The organism is Kitasatospora sp. NPDC058965, assembly GCF_042741245.1.
Taxonomy (GTDB): Bacteria; Actinomycetota; Actinomycetes; order Streptomycetales; family Streptomycetaceae; genus Kitasatospora.
In genome coordinates this window covers 24791-45338 of sequence record NZ_JBHYKG010000009.1, presented here as the reverse complement: position 1 = coordinate 45338, position 20548 = coordinate 24791, and the positions used below count along the sequence as shown (strand labels likewise).

The window sequence follows — 20548 nt, the reverse complement described above, 5'->3', positions numbered from 1 at the left end:
CGGTTCCGGCCCGTCCGACGGCGGGTCAGCCGCTGGCGATGGCCGCCAGCACGTTCATCCGGCCGGCCCGGAAGGCCGGCAGCAGCGCGGCCACCAGACCGATCACCGCGGAGGCGATCAGCACGCCGATGATCGTCCCGGTCGGGATGGTCAGCATGTTGAGGCCGGTGTTGCGCAGCACCCGCTGGGTGGTGATGCCCCAGGCCAGACCGAGGCCGGTGCCGAGCACCGCGCCGAAGACCGCGATCACCACCGACTCCAGCCGGATCATCCGGCGCAGCTGCCGGCGGGACAGGCCGATCGCCCGCAGCAGGCCGATCTCCTGGGTCCGCTCGACCACCGAGAGGGCCAGCGTGTTGATCACGCCGAGGATCGCCACCATGATCGCCAGGCCGAGCAGGCCGTAGACCAGGTAGAGCAGCACGTTGACGCTCTGCTGGACCAGGTCCTTCAGACCGGCCTGGTCCTGCACCGCCAACTGCGGGTAGGCGCTGAGCGAGTCCTGCAGGGCCTGGTAGGTCTTGGCCTTGTCCGCGCCGGGCGCGGCCTTGCCGTAGACCTGCACGTCGGCCGGCTGCTGGTCAACCGGGACCACCAGGCCGACGGTGTCGATGCCCAGGTAGAAGTTGCCGTCGAAGAGCTGGCTGCCCTTGGTGGTGATCACCGCGACCGGCAGCGACTGGGTGCGGCCGCGGCCGTAGTCCACGCTCACCTGGTCGCCGACGGACAGGTGGTGGTCGGTGGCGAAGTTCTCGTCCACCGAGATGCCGCCGGTCATCGCCTTGGCCGGGTCACCGGCCTTGACCGGGAACTTGAAGTCGTCCACGAAGGTCGGCGAGACCGCGGCGACCGCCTTGTCCGTCGCCTGGCCGTCCGGCGTGGTCAGGGTGGCCAGCACCAGCTTGAGCTCGGTGACGTGGTCGATGCCGGCGGTGCCCTTGACCGCGGCCACCATGGCCGGGCTGACCCCGGTCTGGTTGGCCCGGACGATGTAGTCCGCACCGACCTGCTGGTCGATCTGCGCGTTGGTCGAGCTCACCATCGAGGAGGTGACCACCGAGGCGCCGGTGACCAGCGAGAGGCCGATCATCAGCGCGGCGGCGGTGGCGCCGGTGCGGCGCGGGTTGCGCATCGCGTTGCGCTGGGCGAGCTTGCCGGCCGGGCCGAACACCGAGGGCAGCACGCCGCCGCCCAGTCGGATCAGCCCGGTGGCCAGCAGCGGGCCGAGCACCACGAAGCCGATCAGGGTGAGCAGCAGGCCGCCGGCCAGGAACTCGCCGCCGGTGCCGGCCGAGCTCGCGGTGCCGCCGAGCACCAGCATCGCGGCCCCGCCCAGCGTCAGCACCAGGCCGATGGTCACCCGGACCTTGCTGGTGCTGCCCTCGGTCGGGGTGCCGTGGTCGCGCAGCGCGGCCATCGGCGTGACCCGGGAGGCACGGAAGGCCGGGATCAGCGCGGACAGCACGGTGATCACGATGCCCACCGCGTAGGAGGCGATCGGCACCGAGGCGGTGAACTCCAGCGAGGACGAGATGTTCATCCCGACCAGCTTCATCAGCCCGATCAGCAGCTGGGCCAGGCCCAGGCCCGCCAGCATGCCCAGGGTCGAGCCGACCACCGCCAGCAGCAGCGCCTCGATCAGCACCGAGCCGTTGACCTGCCCGCGGCTGCCGCCGAGGGCGCGCAGCAGGCCGATCTCGCGGGTGCGCTGGGCGACCAGCATGGAGAAGGTGTTGATGATCAGGAAGCCGCCGACCAGCAGCGAGAGGCCGGCGAAGCCGAGCATCACGTACTTCATGAAGTCCAGGAAGGAGCCGACGCCCTTCTTGTCGTCGGCCTGCTGCTCGGCGGCGGTCTTCACCTGGTAGCCGGAGCCCAGGGCGGCGACCGCCTGGGTCTTCAGCTGGTCGTTGGAGACGCTGCCGTTGCCGAAGACGTTGACCGAGGTGAAGACGCCGGTCTCGCCGAGCAGGTCCTGCTGGGCGGTGGGCACGTCCATGAAGACCAGCGCCGCACCGGGGTTGGTACCGGTCAGGGTGCCGATCCCGGAGATGGTGAAGTCGTAGGTGCCCAGCGCGTTGATGATCCGGACCGGGTCGCCGACGCCGAGCTTGGCCTTCTTGGCGGTGTCCGCGTCGATCATCACCTGCTGGCCGCCGGCCGGGGCCGCGCCGGAGGTGATCTTCATCGGCGAGCGCGGACCCGGGGTCCACGAGCCGACGATCGTCGGGGCGCCGCCGACCGGGCCGGCCTGCTTGTTGGTCTTCGGGTTGACCAGGGTGGCGCTGGTGACCGAGATGTCGCCGTAGGCCAGCTTCACGCCGGGCTGGGCGGCGACCTGCTGGACCACCGACTCCGGGACGGTCGGGGCCTTCCCGCCGGGCACGTCACCGCGCCCGTCGTCCTTCTTGGCGGGCGCCTGGCTGATCTGGATGTCCGAGGCGGTGGAGGCGAACAGCTTGTCGAAGGTGCTGGTCGCGGTGTTGGAGAAGACCAGGGTGCCGGAGACGAAGGCCACCGACAGCACGATCGCGATCAGGGAGAGCACCATCCGGCCCTTGTGGGCCAGGAAGCTCCGTAGTGAGGTCTTGAGCAGCATCGGTCCTGACCCCGCCTCAGCTGGTGCGCTTGCCGTCGAAGCGGCGCATGCGCTCGAGGACGGAGTCGGCGGTCGGGGTGTGCATCTCGTCGACGATCGCGCCGTCGGCCAGGAAGAGGACCCGGTCCGCGTAGCCGGCGGCCACCGGGTCGTGGGTCACCATGACGATGGTCTGGGCGAGCTCGTCCACCGAGCGGCGCAGGAAGGTGAGCACCTCGGCGCCGGAGCGGGAGTCGAGGTTGCCGGTCGGCTCGTCACCGAAGATGATCTCGGGCCGGGCGGCCAGTGCCCGGGCCACCGCGACGCGCTGCTGCTGACCGCCGGAGAGCTGGGTCGGGCGGTGCTTGAGCCGGTCGGCCAGGCCCACCGTGTCCACCACCTGGTCCAGCCAGGCCTGGTCGGGCTTGCGGCCCGCTATGTCCATCGGCAGCGTGATGTTCTCGATCGCGTTCAGCGTCGGCAGCAGGTTGAAGGCCTGGAAGATGAAGCCGATCTTGTCCCGGCGCAGCTGGGTGAGCTGCTTGTCCTTCAAACCGGTGATCTCGGTGTCGCCGATCCAGATCCGACCGTCCGTCACGGAGTCCAGGCCGGCCAGGCAGTGCATCAGCGTGGACTTGCCGGAGCCGGACGGCCCCATGATCGCGGTGAAGCGACCGCGCTGGATGTCCACGTCGACCGCATCGAGCGCCGTGACCCGGGTCTCCCCGTGGCCGTACGCCTTGGTCACCTGCCGCGCGGCGGCGGCGTTGGCGGACGGGCCGCCCGGGTTCTCGGATGTCTGCACGGCTGCGGATGCCGTCGTCACGGTGTGCTCCTTGGTTGGTGATCCCCCGAGCCCGGCCCCGGGATCCGTCAGGGGGGCCGAGCCGATGTCACCAACCTAGGGCCATACGGCGTACAACTCGTCATCCGCCGGGAGGACCCTGGGCGACGGGAGTAGTACGGGTCACGGAGGACCTCCCCCTAGGGGACTGCGACCCCGGTATCAGGGGCCTCTGCTACCAGGGGTGGAGAGGCGGCTCAGGAACGGGCCGCCAGGGCCGGTTCGGCCCGCCCGGCCAGCGCCACCGAGAAGGTGTCCACCACCCCGCCGAGCAGCAGTTCGGTCTCCGGCTCCAGCACCGTCGACCCGCCCGCCCCGGTGCCGACGTGACGGTCCAGCACGAACCAGCCCTGGGTGACGTGCGCGGCCCCCATCGAGGCCAGCACCGGGCGCAGCGCGTAGTCCACCGCCAGCACGTGGGCGGTGGAGCCCCCGGTGGCCAGCGGCAGCACGGTCTTGCCGCGCAGCGCGTGCTGCGGCAGCAGGTCCAGCAGGGTCTTCAACAGCCCGGAGTAGGCGGCCTTGTAGACCGGGGTGCCGATCACCAGGCCGTCCGCCTCGGCCACCAGCTCAACGGCCCGGGCTATCGCCGGGTTCCCGGTGTCGGCGGCGAGCAGCGCCTCGGCGGGCAGGTCGCGGACGTCCAGGGTCAGCACCCGGTGCCCGTGCGCGGTGAGCCGGGAGCCCACGTGGCGCACCACGCGGGTGGTGCGGGAGGGGGCGGACGGGGAGCCGGAGACGGCGAGGACAGTGGCCATGGTGTGTTCACCTCGGGGGCAGGGCGGAACGCGGGTGGGGGCCGCGCGGATCTGTCTGCTGCGGGCGGCCGGGATCAGCCGCGGGCGAGGGAACGACAGAGCGAGCCGGAGACACGCTTGAGGTCGACGTGGCGCCGACGCGTGAGACTCCGCTGCTGCTTCATGCCTGTCATGACAGCACGGGGCGCGTTGACCGGTCAAGGATCGTCCCGTTCCGTGAAACTGCCCGGGCGGGGTCCGTGAGCTGCATCAACTCTGCTACAAGAGCCGCCGGGAGCGCGGATCGCGGCCCGGACTCGGGCATTCTCTGTGGCATGGACGACAGGCAGCAGGGCCGCCCGGGCGGCGGCGGGTACGGAGCTCAGGGTGGTTACGGGCCCCAGGGCGCGGTCGGCGGCGGCGCCGAGCCGCCGCTGCCCCCCGGGCTGGACCCGCGCGGTCCCGGGGCCCGGCCGCCGGCCCAGCGCGGACCGGGCGGACCGGGCCGCACCAAGCGGCGGTCGCGCTGGCGCGCGGTCCGGTGGACGGTGCTCGCGCTGGTGCTGCTGCTGCTCGGCACCGGGGTCGGCACCTACCTGTGGGCCGACTCCAAGCTCAACCAGCAGGACGTGCTGAAGGACTGGCCCGGCCGCCCGAAGGCCGGCAAGGGCACCAACTGGCTGATCGTCGGCTCGGACAGCCGCAACGGCCTGAGCGACGCGCAGAAGCAGGACCTGCACACCGGCTCCGACGACGGCAAGCGCAGCGACTCGATGATGGTCCTGCACATCGGCGACCACGGGAACACGCTGATGAGCATCCCGCGCGACTCCTGGGTGCCGATCCCGGCGCACCTGGACACCGCGGGCACCGGGAAGACCATCCCGGGCACCTCCAGCAAGATCAACGCGGCCTTCAACAACGGCGGCGGCGAGCTGCTCGCCCGCACCGTGGAGCAGAACACGGGCATCCACATCGACCACTACGCCGAGGTCGGCTTCGCGGGCTTCGTCGGCATCGTGGACGCGGTCGGCGGCGTGCACATGTGCATCGACAAGGACATCCAGGACAAGGACTCCGGCCTCAACCTGAAGGCGGGCTGCCAGACCCTGAACGGCCAGCAGTCGCTCGCCTTCGTCCGTCAGCGCCACCAGATGGCCGACCAGGACCTGGGCCGGATGCGCAACCAGCAGAAGTTCCTCTCCGCGCTGGCCCACCAGGCCGCCACCCCGGGCACCCTGCTCGACCCGTTCACCCTGTACCCGCTGATCGGCTCCGGCCTGGACACCCTGATCGTGGACAAGGACGCCGGACTGACCGACCTGGCCGGGCTGTTCGACGCGATGCGCTCGGTCAGCAGCGGCGACGGCAAGAGCCTCACGGTGCCGATCGGCAACGCCGACTACCGCACCCCCACCGGCGAGTCCGCGGTGAAGTGGGACCCGGCCAAGGCCAAGCAGGTGTTCGACGCGATCCAGAACGACACCGCCGTGCCCGACCTCAAGTAGCCGCCCGACCGCAGCAACGACCCCGGGGCCGACCAGATCGTGGTCGGCCCCGGGGTCGTTCTGCTCCGGTCCGTCAGCGGGCCGCGTCGATCTTGCCCTGCAGCGCCGCCAGCAGGTCGACCAGGATGCCGATGGTGCCCTCGTCCACCAGGTTGCCCTGCTCGTCGAAGCGCTCGTGCGAGCGGAAGGCGACCAGTTCGGGCTTGACCACCACGTCGCTGTCGGTGCAGACGAAGACCTGGCGCAGCGCCAGCTGGGCCCGGACCGACCCGAAGCTGCCCGGCGCGGCACCCATGATCGCGGTGGGCTTGTGGCGCAGCGGCACCCCCTCCTGCCGGGTCCAGTCGGTGCTCAGCCAGTCCAGCGCGTTCTTCAGCACGCCCGGGATCGAGTAGTTGAACTCCGGCGTGGCGATCAGCAGGCCGTCCGCCTCCTGCACCCGGCGGCGCAGCTCGCCGACGATCTCCGGGCGGCGGTCGGGGAAGTCGAGGTCGTAGTCGTAGGCCGGAATCTCGCGCAACCGGTCGTAGATCTCGATCTCCATGCCGCCCGGGTTGAACTTCTGCGCGGCGCGCAGCAGTTGGGTGTTGTGCGACTCGGCGCGCAGCGAGCCGGAGATGGCGAAGACCTTGGACGCGGTCATGGCGGGTGCCCCCTCGGGATGCGGTGTCCTGCTGACGTTCCTGCTGACGGCGACGAATCTAAACAGTTCAGTTCAGTTCGTCAACCAGACGGTTCAGTCTTGACACTGAACTGAATCGTCTAGTTCACTCGCTGCCATGACGACGACCACCGCCACCGCCCGGTCCACCGCCGAGGTCATCGACCCGGTCTTCACCTTCGAGGGCGCCGGCTTCCCGGTCCGCCGCCCCTTCCCGGTGCCGGAACTGCCCATGCTCGACCCGTTCCTGATGATCGATCAGACCGGCCCGCTGCAGCTCGCCCCCGGCGAGGCCAAGGGCGCCCCGGACCACCCGCACCGCGGCTTCGAGGCCGTCTCCTACGTGCTGGAGGGGGCCATGGCCTACGCCGACTCCACCGGCGCACGGGGCGTCACCGGCCCCGGCGAGGTGCAGTGGCTCACCGCCGGCTCCGGCATCGTGCACTCGAACGAGCCGGTCCTCGACCTGCTGGTCAACGGCGGCCGCCAGCACCAGGTGCAGATCTGGGTCAACCTGCCGGCCCGGCTCAAGACGCTGCCGCCCAGCGCCCAGGACCACGGCCCCGGGACCATCCCGGTGGTCCGCACCGCCGACGGCACCGAGCTCAAGGTGATCGCCGGGCGGAGCCACGGGGTGGCCGGCCCGTTCCGCACCCACGTCCCGGTCCTGCTGGTGCACGCCAAGCTGCCGGCCGGCGGGCGGGCCGAGTTCACCGTCCCGGCCGACCACAACGCCGCCGTCTACGTGCTCGGCGGCGCGGCGGCCCTGCCCGACGCCGCGCTGGCCGACGGTCAGCTCGCGGTGCTGGGTCGGGACGGCGAGCGGATCACGGTCGGCGCGCCCGACGGGCCGGCCGAGCTGCTGGTGCTGGCCGGCGAGCCGATCGGCGAGCCGGTGGCCCGCAGCGGGCCGTTCGTGATGAACACCGCCGCCGAACTGCGCCAGGCCCGACTGGACCACGCCGCGGGGAAGCTGGGACGGATCCCGGCGTGACCGCCGTCGCCGTCACCGCACCGCAGCGCCCGGGCCGGCGCGCAGCGCAGGGCTCGGGTCCGCGCGCAGCGCAGGGCTCGGGCCGCAGCCCCGGCCGCAGCTCCCGATGGCAGACCAAACCGTTCAGTTCATATACTGACGCTCCCCCAGCCCCGCAGTCCCGAGTGAGGTTCCCATGGCCGCCAGCAGCGCCGGGCCGACCGACGAGTACGGCATCCCGATCATCCCGGTGCCGGTGGACGCCGCCCAGCGCAAGCGCCGGGCGATCATCGACGCGGCCCTGGCGGAGTTCCTGCGCGAGGGCTACTCGGCCGCCTCGATGGACGCCATCACCGCCCGCTCGGGCGTCTCCAAGGCCACCATCTACAAGCACTTCGGCAACAAGGAACGGCTCTTCCTCGCGGTGATCGGCGGGATACTGCCCTCCACCTACGCCGACCTGGAGCCGTTCAACTCCACCATCGCCCAGGCCGCCGACCTGCGGGCCGCCCTGGTCCGGCTGACCCTGGACTGGACCCGGATCCTGCTGCGGCCGGACATCATGTCGCTGCGCCGCCTGGTGATCGGCGAGATCGACCGCTTCCCGCAGCTCGGCCAGCTCTGGTACCGGGTCAGCTACGACATGAACAACGGCCCGCTGGTCGAGGCGTTCACCGAGCTCGGCCGGCGCGGCGTGCTGGACGTCCCGGACCCGGCGCTGGCCGTGCAGCAACTGGTCGCCTGCACGGTCGGGGTGCCCCAGTTGGTCCGCACCTTCCGGCCGGACGCCGAGCTCGACGAGGCCGAGCTGACCCGGCTGATCACCTCGGGAGTGGATCTCTTCCTGGCCGGCTACTCGGTACCGCGGCAGGGCTGACGGAGCGTCGGCGGCGCCTCAGCTCGGCAGCCAGCACCAGCACCGCGGTCCAGGCCGCCGTGCAGAGCAGCTGGCTGCGGCTGCCCGGATCGGCCAGCATGAAGCCGAGCACCCCCGCCAGCGCCGCCAGAACCACCCAGCTCAGGTACGGGAAGCCCCACATCCGCACCACCAGCAGCTCGGGCGAGGTGCGCTCCAACCGCCGGCGCAGCCGCAGCTGGGAGGCGGCGATCAGCACCCAGACCACCAGGATCGCGGCGCCGATCGAGTTCAGCAGGAACGGGAAGACGGTCGCGGGCCAGCGCAGGCTCAGCAGCACCGAGGCGAAGCCGAACGCCGCCGAGCCCAGCACGGCCGCCACCGGCACCCCGCTGCCGGCCCGCACCGCCGCCAGCGGACGCGGCGCGTCCCCGCGCCGCGCCAGCGCGTGCAGCATCCGGGAGGAGCCGTAGATGTTCGCGTTCATCGCCGACAGCAGCGCGACCAGCACCACCGCGTTCATCAGCTGGGCCGCGCCCGGCACCCCGAGCCGCCCGATCGCCGCGGCGTACGGTCCGGCCGCCACCGCCGGGTCGTCCCAGGGCACCACCAGCACGATCACCGTCATCGACCCGAGGTAGCAGAAGCCCACCCGCCACAGCACCGTGCGCACCGCGCGGCGCACCGCACCCACCGGGTCCGGGCAGTCCGCCGCCGCGATGGTGACCGTCTCCAGCCCGCCGAAGGCGAAGACCGCCGAGATCAGCCCCAGCGCCACCCCGTGCCAGCCGTGCGGCAGCAGCCCGCCGTGGTGCAGCAGATCGGCGCCGACCGCCACCCGGCGACCGGGCAGCACGCCCAGCACCGCCGCCGCCCCCAGCAGCACGAAGGCGCAGATGGTGGCGGCCTTCAGCCCGGCGAACCAGAACTCCAGCTCGCCGAAGTGCCGCACCCCGGCCAGGTTGCTGCCGGTGAACAGGGCCATGAAGACGGCGACGAAGGCCCACTGCGGCACCGCCGGCAGCCAGCCGTGCGCGATCCGGGCCGCGCCGATCGCCTCGGCCGCCACGCTCACCACCAGCAGCGCCCAGTACATCCAGCCGGCCGTGAGCCCCGCCCACGGCCCCAGCGCCCGGTGCGCGTGCGTCGAGAACGAGCCGCTGCCCGGGTACGCCGCCGACAGCTCGCCCAGCATCCGCATCACCAGCACGGTGAGCAGCCCGGCCACCAGGTAGCCGATCAGGATCCCCGGGCCCGCGGCCGCGATCCCCACCCCGGAGCCCACGAAGAGCCCCGCCCCGATCGCCCCGCCCAGCGCGATCATCGCGACGTGCCGCTGTCTCAACTTCGGATCTGCCACTGATTCCCCCCGGATCGGCCTGGGGGTGATCTTGGCGGGCCCGGGCCCGGGGAGCAAGTGCCCGGACCCGACGGTGCCTCAGGGGAAGACCACGCCCTGGTTGCTCGGCTGCAGCGAGCCGACCGTGAAGCCGGCTGCCGACACCGCGAGCATCTCCTCGGTCAGCGGCTTCCCGTCGGTGCCGAGCACCCGGGCGGTCAGCTGGGTGGTCTCGTCCGGCGGCGTCACCACGACGGTCGCCACCGAGTGGCAGGTCGGCGAGGACTTGTCGCACGAGGCCCACTTCAGCCCGGAGAACGCGCTGGTCCCGGGCTTCAGCGTGACCGCCACCGGCGCACCGGGATGGGCCACCCGGTTGGTGGCCAGCCTGAGCGGGCTGTTGTCGGCCTGCAGGCCGTCGTAGCCGAGGTAGCCCTGGACCGTGCAGGTGCGGGTGCCGCTGTTGGTCAGCAGCACCATCGCGGAGCTGAGGTGGTCGGGCTGGATCTGGATGTCGGCCGTCAGCTCCGCCGTGCGGCAGCGGCCGCCCGCCTGCGCACTCGCCGTGGGCCGGGCCGCCCCGCCGGTGGCGCTCGGGCCACCGCCGGCGCCGGGCCCACCCGCGCCGGAGGGTGCCGGGGACGCCGCGCTGCCCGCCGGCGCCGGTGCCGCGGGCGTCTCGTCGTTGCAGGCCACCGCCCCCAGCGCCAGCGCCGCCACCGTGGCGGCCGCGGCCGCTCCCCTGCTCCACCGCATGGTCTCCCCCGTCGGGTCGTTCCGTTCTGCCGTTGATCACCACGCCCGCCGGCCGGCCGTCGGTTCGGCCCCGTCCGTCCCGGGTGCGTAACAGCAGTGGGCCCCCGCCACCCAGGTGGCAGGGGCCCACTGACGCGGGATCAGGCGCTCGGCAGGTTCCGGGCCATGACGATCCGCTGGACCTGGCTGGCGCCCCCGTCCATCTGGCGAGCACCGCTGATCACGCCACCGACTTGTCAGCCGCCGGCCCCTCCTCTTCCACCGGCTTGACCAGCCCAAGGGCTGCGTCGATCGCCGCCCTGGCCCGGCCCGGCGCATCGGGCATCAGATGTGCGTAGTACTCCTCCGTGACGCTCACCGACGAGTGCCCGAGCCACGCGGAGACCTCCGTCATCGGCACGCCCTGAGCGAGCAGCGAGGAGGCGAAGAAGTGCCTCAGGCAGTGGGTCTTGAAGTAGGCCACCCTCGCGGCCGACAGGGCGGGCATCCAGACCGACTGGTACCAGTACTCCGGGTAGAGGAAACCGGTGCGGGTCTTGTTGCAGAAGAGCAGCTCCTCCGGACCCCAGGTCCCGTGCTGCTTGAGGTGGCGCCTCAGCCCCAGAGCTACAGCGTCCGGGAGCGGCACCACACGCCCGTGATCGTCCTCGTCCCGCCACTTGATGTGGCGGAGTCGCTGGGCTCCGAACTTGCCGGACCCAGTATCACCGTCACCGGCAACCTGACGGTCGACGGTGATCGTCTGCGCCCTGAAGTCGATCCGGTCGCGGCTGAGCCCCATCGCCTCGCCGAGCCGCAGGCCACAGCCGGCCATGACCCACAGCATCCCCTGGTAGCGCGCGGGCGCCCCCGCGATGATCGCGTGTACGTCCTCACGCTTCGGGACGTGGACCTTGGCCTTCTGCACCCGGCGGGCCTTCGCACGGCTCCCCGGGAGCGTCGCGTACTTCGCCGGGTTCCGACCGATCAACTCGCTGTCCATCGCCCAGGTGAAGACGGACGTGAGGATATTCAGCCGGAACTGGAGCGTTGACGACTTGTAGTCGTAGGTGTTGATCATCCACGCCACCCACTCCTGCACGTCCGACAGCTTGATGGCGTCGATGGACCGCGAACCGAAGAACGGCCGGATGTTCCGGTTCAGGATGGTGCGGTATTGCTTGACGCTGCTGTTCTCGACCCCCCGGGAGGTGGCCCACCTCTCGAAGACGGCGGAAAGCGGCTCCTCGCTCCGTCGGACATCGACGTACACGCCAAGGTCGAGCTCCCGCTCGATCCTGGTCCGGACGGCCTGCGCATCGCACTTGAGCTTCAACGTCCGCTGACGCTGCATGCCGCCCGGGTCGTACCAGAACACGGTCCAACCGTTGCCGTTCTTAGCCGCGTTGATCCACGACCGAGCCACTACGCCCCTCCAAGAGGCTCCGTGACTTCTCCGTCAGCCGGTCGGCGGGCTTGCCCGCCGGGCCGTCGAGGAAGCCCATTGCACGCGCACGGCGGATGCGACCACTGATGGTGTTCCGGCTCATCCCCCACCCGTCAGCCAGTCGGCTGATCGGGCTCCGGAAACCCTGCTGGACGAGTTGGGTGTAGACCTCGGACATCAGGGCGTATTCAAGGTCGGTCTCGACCCTGTCGAGCACGACACCGGGCCCGGATGGGCCTACCGCATAACCAAGTTGGCCCCGCAGGCGCACACCTGTCCTCCGGATCTCGCCCATCGGAATCGAGCGCAGGAGATCAGCCGTCAGGCCGTTGTCCTCCCCTGCCGCTTCAACGTCGTGCACCACGATCGCGAGTTCAGCGGGGCCGTCCATCCAAGCGAGATCCAGTCGGAAGGTCACCTCAAGTGCCCAACCGCTCAGGTCATGCGCATAGATCAGCTTCGTCCCTTCGAGCCGCCAACCGTCCGGCAGTTCCACACCCTGTCGCACATCTGTCATGCCTCGCAACCTAGTCCACGCGACATGCCAGCCACCGTGTACCGGGTCGTTGCCGGTACGACACGAATCATAGCACCCGATACACGGTTGCAGCCGTGTCTCATGTCTTGCACGTGCAGGGCGGACCGGAGACGGGCCGCCGGGAGGGCGGCATCGGCCAAGCCGGCCAGGGCACGCCCAGGACTTCGGCGCCCCGCGTCGGCCAGCATCTGGCCAGCACGGGGGCGACTGCAGGCCGGACCGGACCGAGACGTCCGAAAAGCTCAGAGGCACCCCGAAGGGTGCCTCTGAGCTGCTGCTTTGCGGTCTGATCAGGCGCTCGGCAGGTTCCGGGCCATGACGATCCGCTGGACCTGGTTCGTCCCCTCGTAAATCTGGGTGATCTTGGCGTCGCGCATCATCCGCTCGACCGGGTAGTCGCGGGTGTAGCCGTAGCCGCCGAGCAGCTGGACCGCGTCGGTGGTGATCTCCATCGCGACGTCCGAGGCGAAGCACTTGGCGGCGGCGCCGAAGAAGGTCAGGTCGGCGTCCACCCGCTGCGACTTGGCGGCGGCGGCGTAGGTGAGCTGGCGGGCCGCCTCCAGCTTCATGGCCATGTCGGCCAGCATGAACTGGACGCCCTGGAACTCGGCGATCGCCTTGCCGAACTGCTTGCGCTCCTTGACGTAGCCGCTGGCGTAGTCGAGCGCGCCCTGGGCGATGCCGAGGGCCTGGGCGGCGATGGTGATCCGGGTGTGGTCCAGGGTCTTCATCGCGGTGGCGAAGCCGGTGCCCTCGGCGCCGATCATGCGGTCGGCCGGGATGCGCACGTTGTCCAGGTAGACCTCGCGGGTCGGCGAGCCCTTGATGCCCAGCTTCTTCTCCGGGGCGCCGAACGAGACGCCCTCGTCGCCCTTCTCCACCACGAAGGCGGAGATGCCCTTGGAGCGCTTCTCCGGGTCGGTGACGGCCATCACCGTGTAGAACTCGGAGACGCCGGCGTTGGTGATCCAGCGCTTGACGCCGTTGAGCACCCAGAAGTCGCCGTCGCGCACCGCGCGGGTCTTCATGCCGGCCGCGTCCGAACCCGCGTCCGGCTCGGAGAGGCAGTAGGAGAACATGCCCTCGCCGCGGGCGAGCGCGCCCAGGTACTTGGCCTTGAGCTCCTCGGAGCCGGACAGCTGGACCGGCAGCGAGCCGAGCTTGTTGACCGCGGGGATCAGCGAGGAGGAGGCGCAGACCCGGGCCACCTCCTCGATCACCAGCACGGTGGCGAGCGCGTCGGCGCCGGCGCCGCCGTACTCCTCGGGGACGTGGACCGCGTGCAGGTCGTTGGCCTCCAGCGCGTCCCGGGCCTCCTGCGGGAACCGACCCTGCTCGTCCACCTCGGCGGCGAACGGCGCGATCTTCGCCTCGGCGAGCGCACGGACCGTCTCGCGGAGCATCTCGTGCTCCTCCGAGAGCTTGAAGAGGTCGAAATCGGCACTGCTCGCCATGGTGTGCGCCCCTCAGGATTCGTACCCGTTAGTTACCGTTAAGTAAGCCCTCATTCTAGGGCGTGCCCCTGCTCGCGGGGGACGTGACGTGGGTGACACGCAACCAGCAGCCGTTACCATCGGTGCCTGCACCTCGTCCCGCTCCTGCCGGTCTACTCCGGCGGCCCGTAAAGGGGAACCCCTGTGGCCCTGCGCATCTCGGTGATCGGCACCGGCTACCTCGGCGCGACGCACGCGGCCTGCCTGGCAGAACTCGGGTTCGAGGTGGTCGGGCTGGACGTCGACCAGGACAAGCTGGCGGCGCTGGCGGCCGGCCGGGTGCCGATGTACGAGCCGGGGCTCTCCGAGCTGCTGGTCAAGCACGTGGTGGGCCACCCGGGCTCCACCGGGCGGCTGCGCTTCACGGATTCGCCCGCCGAGGTCGCCGAATTCGCCGACGTGCATTTCATCTGCGTGAACACTCCGCAGCGCAAGGGTGAGTTCGCCGCCGACATGTCCTACGTCGACTCCGCGGTCGACGCGCTGGCCCCGCACCTGACCCGCCCGGCGCTGGTGGTCGGCAAGTCCACCGTGCCGGTGGGCAGCGCCGGCCGGCTGGCCGAGCGGCTGGCCGCGCTGGCCCCGGCCGGGGCGCAGGTCGAGCTGGCCTGGAACCCGGAGTTCCTGCGCGAGGGCTTCGCGGTGGGCGACACCCTGCACCCGGACCGGATCGTGATCGGCGTGCGCGAGGGCGGCCGGGCCGAGGAGCTGCTGCGCGAGGTGTACGCGACCCCGCTGGCCGAGGGCGTGCCGATGGTGGTCACCGACTACCCGACCGCCGAGCTGGTCAAGGCCGCCGCCAACTCGTTCCTGGCCACCAAGATCTCCTTCATCAACGCGATGGCCGAGGTCTGCGAGACCTCGGGCGCCGACGTCACCCAGCTCAGCAAGGCGCTCTCCTACGACGACCGGATCGGCGGCCGGTTCCTGAACGCCGGCCTCGGCTTCGGCGGCGGCTGCCTGCCCAAGGACATCCGCGCCTTCATGGCCCGGGCCGGCGAGCTGGGCGCCGACCAGGCGCTGACCTTCCTGCGCGAGGTCGACTCGATCAACATGCGCCGCCGCTCCCGGATGGTCGAGCTGGCCCGCGAGCAGTGCGGCGGCGGCTTCCTGGACCGGCGGGTCGCGGTGCTGGGCGCCGCCTTCAAGCCGGACTCGGACGACATCCGGGACTCGCCCGCGCTCAACGTGGCCGCCCAGATCCAGCTGCAGGGCGCCGAGGTGACGGTCTACGACCCGCGCGCGATGGACAACGCCCGCAAGATGTTCCCCTCGCTCTCCTACGCCGCCTCCGCGACCGACGCCGCGGTCGGGGCCCACGTGGTGCTGCACCTGACGGAGTGGCAGGAGTTCCGCGAGCTCGACCCGGTCGCGCTGGGCGAGGTGGTCGCCGAGCGCCGGGTGCTGGACGGGCGCAACGTGCTGGACGGCGCCCGCTGGCGCGCGGCCGGCTGGACCTACCGCGCGATGGGGCGCCCGAGCTGAGCGGAATGACCTGCCCGCGGGGCCTGTTGTCACCGGCATGACCGACTACCGTGACCGGGCCACCGCCCGCGAGATCCTGACCGCCTCCGGGGACACCTGGGCCGTGGTGGGCCTGTCCCGCAACGAGCGCCGGGCCGCCCACGGGGTGGCGCAGGTGCTGCAGCGGTTCGGCAAGCGGATCGTCCCCGTACACCCCAGGGCCGAGACGGTGCTCGGCGAGCAGGGTTACGCCACGCTGGCCGACATCCCGTTCCCGGTCGACGTGGTGGACGTCTTCGTCAACAGCTCGCTGGCCGGCGAGGTGGCCGACCAGGCCGTGGCGGCGGGGGCGCGGGCCGTCTGGTTCCAGCTCGACGTGGTCGACGAGGCCGCCTACGAGCGGACCACGGCGGCCGGGCTGCGGATGGTCATGGACCGCTGCCCGGCCATCGAGATCCCGCTGCTGTAGTCGGCGCTACCCGTCCAGTCCGGCCAGCGTGGCGATCGAGGGCGCGCGGCTGCCCCGCAGGTCGCGGGCGACGTCCTCGGCGGCGCGCAGCACCCGGACGGCGTTGTGCCAGGTGAGCTTGGCGAGGTCGGCCTCGGACCAGTGGCGGTCCAGGAGTTCGGCGATCAGGTGGGGGTAGCCCGAGACGTCGTCCAGGCCGGCCGGCTGGAAGGCCGTGCCGTCGAAGTCGCCGCCGATGCCCAGGTGGTCGATGCCGGCCACGGCACGCATGTGGTCCAGGTGGTCGGCGACGGTGGCCGCGGTGGCGGTCGGGCGCGGGTCGCGGGCCTCGAAGGCGTGCAGCACCTTCATCGCGTCGGGGGTGTGCGCCAGCGCCTCGAAGCCGTGCGCGGCCAGCTCCTCGGCGGCCCGCTGCACCCAGTCGCGGGCCTCCTCCAGCACGAACTGCGGGACGAAGGTGGCCATCGCGACGCCGCCGTTGGCGGGCAGTCGGGCCAGCACCTCGTCGGGGATGTTGCGCGGGTGGGCGCAGACGGCGCGGGCGGAGGAGTGCGAGAAGAGCACCGGCGCCTCGCTGACCCGCAGCGCGTCGCGCATGGTGTCGGCGGAGGTGTGCGAGAGGTCGACCAGCATGCCGAGCCGGTTCATCTCCCGGACCACCTCCTCGCCGAAGCGGGTGAGGCCGCCCGCCGCCGGTGCGTCGGTGGCCGAATCGGCCCAGGGCACGTTGCTGTTGTGCGTCAGCGTCAGGTAGCGCACGCCGAGCGCGTGGAGCGCCCGCAGGGTGGCCAGCGAGGAGTTGATGCTGTGCCCGCCCTCGGCGCCCATCAGCGAGGCGATCCTGCCCTGCGCCCGGGCCTCCTCCATCTGGTCCGCCGTCAGGGCGAGCTGCAGCCGGTCCGGGTAGCGGTCCACCAGCGCGCGGACGAAGTCGATCTGCTCCAGGGTGGCGCTGACCGCGTCGTCGCCGGCCAGCCGGGCCGGCACGTAGACGGACCAGAACTGCGCGCCGACCCCGCCGGCGGTCAGCCGGTCGAGGTCGGTGTGCAGCGTGGCGCTCTGGTCGGCGGCCAGGTCGAGGGCGGCCAGGTCGTAGCCGGCCTGCTCGCGCATCGCCCAGGGCAGGTCGTTGTGACCGTCCGCCACGGGCGCGGCGCCGAGCAGGGCGCGGGCCCGGGCGAGGGTGTCGGGAGAAGTCATTCCCCCATCGAACCACTCCGGTTCGGCTACCGGCTGAAGCCGAAGGAGGTCGAGCCGGCCACCTTGGCGCGCAGCTTGGCGCCCTTCTCGGTGGCCTGGTGGTTCAGCTCGGCCTGGAACTCGACCATCTTCTCGGTCAGCTCGGTGTCGAAGGCGGCGACCATGCGCACCGCGAGCAGGCCGGCGTTGCGCGCGCCGGCCACCGAGACGGTGGCCACCGGCACGCCGGCCGGCATCTGCACGATCGACAGCAGGCTGTCCATGCCGTCCAGGTAGCGCAGCGGCACCGGCACCCCGATCACCGGCAGCGGGGTCACCGAGGCCAGCATGCCCGGCAGGTGGGCCGCACCGCCGGCGCCCGCGATGATCGCCTTCAGGCCCCGGGTGTGCGCCTGCTCGCCGTAGGCGATCATCTCGCGCGGCATCCGGTGCGCCGACAGGACGTTCACCTCGTAGGGCACCTCGAACTCGTCCAGGGCCTGGGCCGCGGCCTCCATGACCGACCAGTCGGAGTCGGAGCCCATGGCGATGCCGACGAGCGGCGTGCTGTTGCTGGTCACTCGGTGATCGTGCCTCTCAGGTACGCGGCCGCGTGGCGCGCCCGCTCGCGCACGTCCTCGAGGTCGTCCCCGAAGACGGTGACGTGGCCCACCTTGCGGCCGGGCTTCACGTCCTTGCCGTACATGTGGATCCGCAGGCCCGGGTCGCGGGCCATGCAGTGCAGGTAGGCGTGGTACATGTCGGGGTACTCGCCGCCGAGCACGTTGACCATCACGGTCCACCGGGCCCGCGGGCGCGGGTCGCCCAGCGGCAGGTCCAGCACCGCGCGCAGGTGGTTCTCGAACTGCGAGGTGACGGCGCCGTCGATCGACCAGTGGCCGGAGTTGTGCGGGCGCATCGCCAGCTCGTTGACCAGGATCCGGCCGTCCTTGGTCTGGAACAGCTCGACCGCCAGGTGGCCGGTGATCTCCAGCTCGCCGGCGATCCGCAGCGCCAGCTCCTGGGCCTCGTTGGCCAGCGCCGGGTCCAGGTCGGGGGCGGGGGCGGTCACCTCGGCGCAGACGCCGTTCTCCTGGACGCTCTCCACCACCGGGTAGGCGACCGCCTGGCCGCTGGGCGAGCGGACCACGTTGGCGGCCAACTCGCGGAGGAAGTCGACCTTCTCCTCGGCCAGCACCGCGACGCCGGCCAGGAACGGGGCCTGCGCCTCGCTCTCGTCGGCCACCACCCAGACGCCCTTGCCGTCGTAGCCGCCGCGCACCGTCTTGAGCACCACGGGGTAGCCGTCGCCCTCGTTCGCGAAGGCGGTCACGTCGGCCGGGTCGGCGACCAGCCGGTGCCGGGGGCAGGGCGCGCCGATCGAGTCCAGCTTGGCCCGCATGACGCCCTTGTCCTGGGCGTTGACCAGCGCGTCCGGACCGGGCCGGACCGCGACGCCCTCGGCCTGCAGGGTGCGCAGGTGCTCGGTGGGGACGTGCTCGTGGTCGAAGGTGACCACCGCGCAGTCGGCCGCGAACCGGCGCAGCGTCTCCAGGTCGCGGTAGTCGCCGAGCACGGTGTCGCCGACCACCTGGGCCGCCGAGTCCTGCGGGGTGTCGGCGAGGAGGCGGAACCGGATGCCGAGCGGGATGCCGGCCTCGTGCGTCATGCGGGACAGCTGACCGCCGCCCACCATGCCGACGACGGGAAATTTTGCAGTGCCGGGGAGAGTCACGCGGCCAAGGATATCCGGGCCGGTCGCGGCGGGTGCAGCGGCGCCCGGGCGGGCTCCGCAGGCCCTGCCGGCCCGGTCGGCGCACCGGAACGGGCGGGTCGGAGCGGGTAGCCTGGATGGCCCAGTGCCCGGACCACAGGAGACGTCCCCGGATGGCCACCACCAACAGCACGCACCGACGCCCCTCCCTGTCCCGGCGGTTGCGCGGCGTCTCGGGCGAGGTGGTGCAGTTCGCGATCGTCGGACTGGCCGGTGTCGCGGTGAACTTCGGCGTCTCGAACGCCGTGCTGCACGCCACCCACTGGGCGCCGGTGCGCTGCTCGGTGATCGGCACGCTGGTGGCGATCGTGGTCAACTACCTGGGCTACCGCTACTGGGTCTACCGGGACAGTGACGCGGCCTCGCGCCGCCGGGAGATCACCCTCTTCCTGCTGTTCAGCGCGATCGGGCTGCTGATCGAGAACGGCGCCGTCTGGGTCGCCACCTACGGCCTGGCGCTGAAGAGCACCCTCGCCTACAACGGCGCCAAGGTGCTGGGCACCGGGCTGGCCACCCTGTTCCGCTTCTTCTCGTACCGCACCTGGGTCTTCCGTGCGATCCCCGAGCTGGCGGAGCCGGCCGCGGTGGTCGCCCAGGCGGAGCGGATCCTGGCGGTCGAGGACTCGCCGCAGTACGTGCGCTGAGTCCGGCGCCAGCTGCTGCGGGCCCGGGTCGGGAGGGGCGCGGAGACCGGCGCTAGTTGCTGCGGGCCCGGGTCAGGAAGAGCGCGAAGACCGGCGGCTTGAGCGAGAGCAGTTCCAGCCGGCCGCCGTCGGCCTCGGCGAGGTCGCGGGCGACGGCCAGGCCGATGCCGGTGGAGTTGCGGCCGCTGACGGTGCGTTCGAAGACCCGGTTGCCCAGTTCCGCCGGGACCCCGGGGCCCTCGTCCTGCACCTCGACCACCACCGAGCCGCCCGAGGAGCGCACCCGCAGCGTGATGGTGCCGCCGCCGTGCATCAGGGAGTTCTCGATCAGCGTGGCCAGCACCTGGGAGACGGTGCCGGGGGTGCCCGTCGCGGTGACGTGCTCCAGGCCCTCGCGCACCAGCAGCCGCCCGGTGCCGCGCATCGGGGCGGCCCACTCCTCGCGCTGCTGCTTGAGCACCTCGTCCAGGTCGAAGCCGGCCGCGCTGGGGCCGTGCGTGTCGCGCTGGTTGGTGAGCAGCCGCTGGACCACGTCGGTCAGCCGCTCCACCTGCTGCAGCGCGATGCTCGCCTCCTCGCGCACGGTCTCCGGCTGGTGGGCCAGCGCGGTGATCTCCTCCAGCCGCATCGAGAGCGCGGTGAGCGGGGTGCGCAACTGGTGCGAGGCGTCGGCGGCCAGGCGCCGCTCGGCGGTGAGCATCCGGCCGATCCGCTCGGCGCTGGCGTCCAGCACCTCGGCCACCCGGTCCAGTTCGGGCACCCCGTAGCGGCGGTCGCGCGGGCGCGGGTCGCCGGAGCCGAGCCGCTCGGCGGTCTCGGCCAGGTCGGTCAGCGGGCGGGCCAGCCGGCGGGCCTGCCAGACCGCGAGGGCCACCGCCGCCTGCACGGCCAGCAGCGCGGCCAGGCCGAGCAGCAGCAGCATGTTGCCGATCTCGTGGTCCACGTCGCGCCGGGACTGCTCCACCGTCACGGTCTCGCCGCTGGCACCGGTCTCGGTGGCGGTCAGCGGGTGCCCGGACGGCGGGGTGCCGATCGAGATCACCGGCTGGCCCGGGATCCGGATCTCGGCGTAGTCGCCCTCGATCACCTGGCTGCCGATCCGCTCCGGGCTCACCGGCTCGCCGGCCGCCAGCCGGGTCTCCACCAGGCCGAGCAGCCGGACGGTGGCGGCGTCCACCCGCTCCTGGGCGCTGCTGACGATGGTGCGCTTCTCGACCAGCGCGAGCGGGACGCAGAACACCGCCACCACCACCAGCACCACGCCGAGCAGCGAGTTGATCATGCGGCGTTTCAACGGGGTGGTGCCTTC

20 protein-coding genes are annotated in these 20548 nt (G+C 71.8%); 6 read left to right on the top strand and 14 right to left on the bottom strand.

Annotated features, from left to right (window positions below; all coding sequences use genetic code 11):
- Positions 1-25: 25 nt before the first annotated feature.
- From ACFW1A_RS03195 to ACFW1A_RS03180, 4 genes are all read right to left on the bottom strand, one after another.
- Positions 26-2599, bottom strand: coding sequence for an ABC transporter permease (locus ACFW1A_RS03195; RefSeq protein WP_380403190.1), 2574 nt, complete (start codon positions 2597-2599; stop codon positions 26-28).
- A 16-nt stretch (positions 2600-2615) separates the two neighbouring features.
- Complete coding sequence (locus ACFW1A_RS03190; protein ID WP_380403187.1) at positions 2616-3404, bottom strand: ABC transporter ATP-binding protein; 789 nt, start codon at positions 3402-3404, stop codon at positions 2616-2618.
- Between the two features lie 215 nt (positions 3405-3619).
- A complete protein-coding gene (gene ssuE, locus ACFW1A_RS03185) occupies positions 3620-4180 on the bottom strand; it encodes an NADPH-dependent FMN reductase (protein ID WP_380403184.1) in 561 nt (186 codons plus the stop codon).
- 74 nt (positions 4181-4254) lie between these two features.
- The gene (locus tag ACFW1A_RS03180; protein WP_380403181.1) at positions 4255-4344 is read right to left on the bottom strand and encodes a putative leader peptide; all 90 of its coding nucleotides are present in this window, start codon (positions 4342-4344) and stop codon (positions 4255-4257) included.
- 150 nt (positions 4345-4494) lie between these two features.
- On the opposite strand from ACFW1A_RS03180, the gene ACFW1A_RS03175 reads away from it, so the two are divergent.
- A complete protein-coding gene (locus tag ACFW1A_RS03175) occupies positions 4495-5667 on the top strand; it encodes an LCP family protein (RefSeq protein ID WP_380403178.1) in 1173 nt (390 codons plus the stop codon).
- 73 nt (positions 5668-5740) lie between these two features.
- Here the strand turns inward: ACFW1A_RS03175 and ACFW1A_RS03170 are convergent, their stop codons facing one another.
- Positions 5741-6310, bottom strand: a complete 570-nt coding sequence (locus ACFW1A_RS03170; protein WP_380403175.1) for an NADPH-dependent FMN reductase — start codon at positions 6308-6310, stop codon at positions 5741-5743.
- Between the two features lie 136 nt (positions 6311-6446).
- Between ACFW1A_RS03170 and ACFW1A_RS03165 the strand changes: the two genes are divergently transcribed.
- Together ACFW1A_RS03165 and ACFW1A_RS03160 are read left to right on the top strand one after the other, a co-directional pair.
- Positions 6447-7322, top strand: a complete 876-nt coding sequence (locus ACFW1A_RS03165; protein WP_380403172.1) for a pirin family protein — start codon at positions 6447-6449, stop codon at positions 7320-7322.
- A gap of 175 nt (positions 7323-7497) precedes the next feature.
- Entirely contained in the window at positions 7498-8178 is a 681-nt protein-coding gene (locus tag ACFW1A_RS03160) for a TetR/AcrR family transcriptional regulator (protein WP_380403169.1), read from the top strand.
- Here ACFW1A_RS03160 and ACFW1A_RS03155 read toward each other — a convergent pair.
- The 5 genes from ACFW1A_RS03155 to ACFW1A_RS03135 form a co-directional block, all read right to left on the bottom strand.
- On the bottom strand, positions 8123-9481 hold the full coding sequence (locus ACFW1A_RS03155) for an amino acid permease (protein ID WP_380403259.1): 1359 nt from the start codon (positions 9479-9481) through the stop codon (positions 8123-8125). The genes ACFW1A_RS03160 and ACFW1A_RS03155 overlap by 56 nt on opposite strands.
- Positions 9482-9595: 114 nt before the next feature.
- A complete protein-coding gene (locus tag ACFW1A_RS03150; protein ID WP_380403166.1) occupies positions 9596-10252 on the bottom strand; it encodes a DUF4232 domain-containing protein in 657 nt (218 codons plus the stop codon).
- A 220-nt stretch (positions 10253-10472) separates the two neighbouring features.
- The gene (locus tag ACFW1A_RS03145) at positions 10473-11609 is read right to left on the bottom strand and encodes a tyrosine-type recombinase/integrase (protein ID WP_380403163.1); all 1137 of its coding nucleotides are present in this window, start codon (positions 11607-11609) and stop codon (positions 10473-10475) included.
- A 19-nt stretch (positions 11610-11628) separates the two neighbouring features.
- Positions 11629-12195 (bottom strand): hypothetical protein, encoded by a 567-nt coding sequence (locus tag ACFW1A_RS03140; protein ID WP_380403160.1) that lies wholly within the window; start codon positions 12193-12195, stop codon positions 11629-11631.
- 311 nt (positions 12196-12506) lie between these two features.
- Entirely contained in the window at positions 12507-13670 is a 1164-nt protein-coding gene (locus ACFW1A_RS03135) for an acyl-CoA dehydrogenase family protein (protein ID WP_380403157.1), read from the bottom strand.
- A gap of 183 nt (positions 13671-13853) precedes the next feature.
- Here ACFW1A_RS03135 and ACFW1A_RS03130 point away from each other — a divergent pair, with 183 nt between their 5' ends.
- Both ACFW1A_RS03130 and ACFW1A_RS03125 read left to right on the top strand, forming a co-directional pair.
- A complete protein-coding gene (locus ACFW1A_RS03130; RefSeq protein WP_380403154.1) occupies positions 13854-15194 on the top strand; it encodes a UDP-glucose dehydrogenase family protein in 1341 nt (446 codons plus the stop codon).
- Positions 15195-15231: 37 nt separating this feature from the next.
- Positions 15232-15642, top strand: coding sequence for a CoA-binding protein (locus tag ACFW1A_RS03125; protein WP_380403150.1), 411 nt, complete (start codon positions 15232-15234; stop codon positions 15640-15642).
- A 6-nt stretch (positions 15643-15648) separates the two neighbouring features.
- Here ACFW1A_RS03125 and ACFW1A_RS03120 read toward each other — a convergent pair whose 3' ends face one another.
- From ACFW1A_RS03120 to ACFW1A_RS03110, 3 genes are read right to left on the bottom strand one after another with little or no spacing between them, the layout of a single operon-like run.
- Positions 15649-16842: a dipeptidase gene (locus ACFW1A_RS03120; protein WP_380403147.1), complete on the bottom strand. Its 1194-nt coding sequence runs from the start codon at positions 16840-16842 to the stop codon at positions 15649-15651.
- Between the two features lie 26 nt (positions 16843-16868).
- Positions 16869-17366 (bottom strand): 5-(carboxyamino)imidazole ribonucleotide mutase, encoded by a 498-nt coding sequence (gene purE, locus ACFW1A_RS03115; protein WP_380403256.1) that lies wholly within the window; start codon positions 17364-17366, stop codon positions 16869-16871.
- A 32-nt stretch (positions 17367-17398) separates the two neighbouring features.
- Complete coding sequence (locus ACFW1A_RS03110) at positions 17399-18490, bottom strand: 5-(carboxyamino)imidazole ribonucleotide synthase (RefSeq protein ID WP_380403144.1); 1092 nt, start codon at positions 18488-18490, stop codon at positions 17399-17401.
- A gap of 218 nt (positions 18491-18708) precedes the next feature.
- Here ACFW1A_RS03110 and ACFW1A_RS03105 point away from each other — a divergent pair, with 218 nt between their 5' ends.
- Positions 18709-19239 carry a GtrA family protein gene (locus ACFW1A_RS03105; protein WP_380403141.1) on the top strand — a complete coding sequence of 177 codons (531 nt, stop codon included), beginning with the start codon at positions 18709-18711 and terminating at the stop codon, positions 19237-19239.
- 52 nt (positions 19240-19291) lie between these two features.
- Here ACFW1A_RS03105 and ACFW1A_RS03100 read toward each other — a convergent pair whose 3' ends face one another.
- The gene (locus ACFW1A_RS03100; RefSeq protein ID WP_380403138.1) at positions 19292-20533 is read right to left on the bottom strand and encodes an ATP-binding protein; all 1242 of its coding nucleotides are present in this window, start codon (positions 20531-20533) and stop codon (positions 19292-19294) included.
- Between the last annotated feature and the right edge of the window lie 15 nt (positions 20534-20548).

Excerpts from the sequence above, each read along its gene's own strand:
- ACFW1A_RS03195 (WP_380403190.1), bottom strand. The coding sequence starts at position 2,599 with ATGCTGCTCAAGACCTCACTACGGAGCTTCCTGGCCCACAAGGGCCGG.
- ssuE (WP_380403184.1), bottom strand. The coding sequence starts at position 4,180 with ATGGCCACTGTCCTCGCCGTCTCCGGCTCCCCGTCCGCCCCCTCCCGC.
- ACFW1A_RS03180 (WP_380403181.1), bottom strand. The coding sequence starts at position 4,344 with ATGAAGCAGCAGCGGAGTCTCACGCGTCGGCGCCACGTCGACCTCAAG.
- ACFW1A_RS03175 (WP_380403178.1), top strand. The coding sequence starts at position 4,495 with ATGGACGACAGGCAGCAGGGCCGCCCGGGCGGCGGCGGGTACGGAGCT.
- ACFW1A_RS03170 (WP_380403175.1), bottom strand. The coding sequence starts at position 6,310 with ATGACCGCGTCCAAGGTCTTCGCCATCTCCGGCTCGCTGCGCGCCGAG.
- ACFW1A_RS03165 (WP_380403172.1), top strand. The coding sequence starts at position 6,447 with ATGACGACGACCACCGCCACCGCCCGGTCCACCGCCGAGGTCATCGAC.
- ACFW1A_RS03160 (WP_380403169.1), top strand. The coding sequence starts at position 7,498 with ATGGCCGCCAGCAGCGCCGGGCCGACCGACGAGTACGGCATCCCGATC.
- ACFW1A_RS03155 (WP_380403259.1), bottom strand. The coding sequence starts at position 9,481 with ATGATCGCGCTGGGCGGGGCGATCGGGGCGGGGCTCTTCGTGGGCTCC.
- ACFW1A_RS03150 (WP_380403166.1), bottom strand. The coding sequence starts at position 10,252 with ATGCGGTGGAGCAGGGGAGCGGCCGCGGCCGCCACGGTGGCGGCGCTG.
- ACFW1A_RS03140 (WP_380403160.1), bottom strand. The coding sequence starts at position 12,195 with ATGACAGATGTGCGACAGGGTGTGGAACTGCCGGACGGTTGGCGGCTC.
- ACFW1A_RS03135 (WP_380403157.1), bottom strand. The coding sequence starts at position 13,670 with ATGGCGAGCAGTGCCGATTTCGACCTCTTCAAGCTCTCGGAGGAGCAC.
- ACFW1A_RS03125 (WP_380403150.1), top strand. The coding sequence starts at position 15,232 with ATGACCGACTACCGTGACCGGGCCACCGCCCGCGAGATCCTGACCGCC.
- ACFW1A_RS03120 (WP_380403147.1), bottom strand. The coding sequence starts at position 16,842 with ATGACTTCTCCCGACACCCTCGCCCGGGCCCGCGCCCTGCTCGGCGCC.
- purE (WP_380403256.1), bottom strand. The coding sequence starts at position 17,366 with ATGGGCTCCGACTCCGACTGGTCGGTCATGGAGGCCGCGGCCCAGGCC.
- ACFW1A_RS03110 (WP_380403144.1), bottom strand. The coding sequence starts at position 18,490 with ATGACGCACGAGGCCGGCATCCCGCTCGGCATCCGGTTCCGCCTCCTC.
- ACFW1A_RS03105 (WP_380403141.1), top strand. The coding sequence starts at position 18,709 with ATGGCCACCACCAACAGCACGCACCGACGCCCCTCCCTGTCCCGGCGG.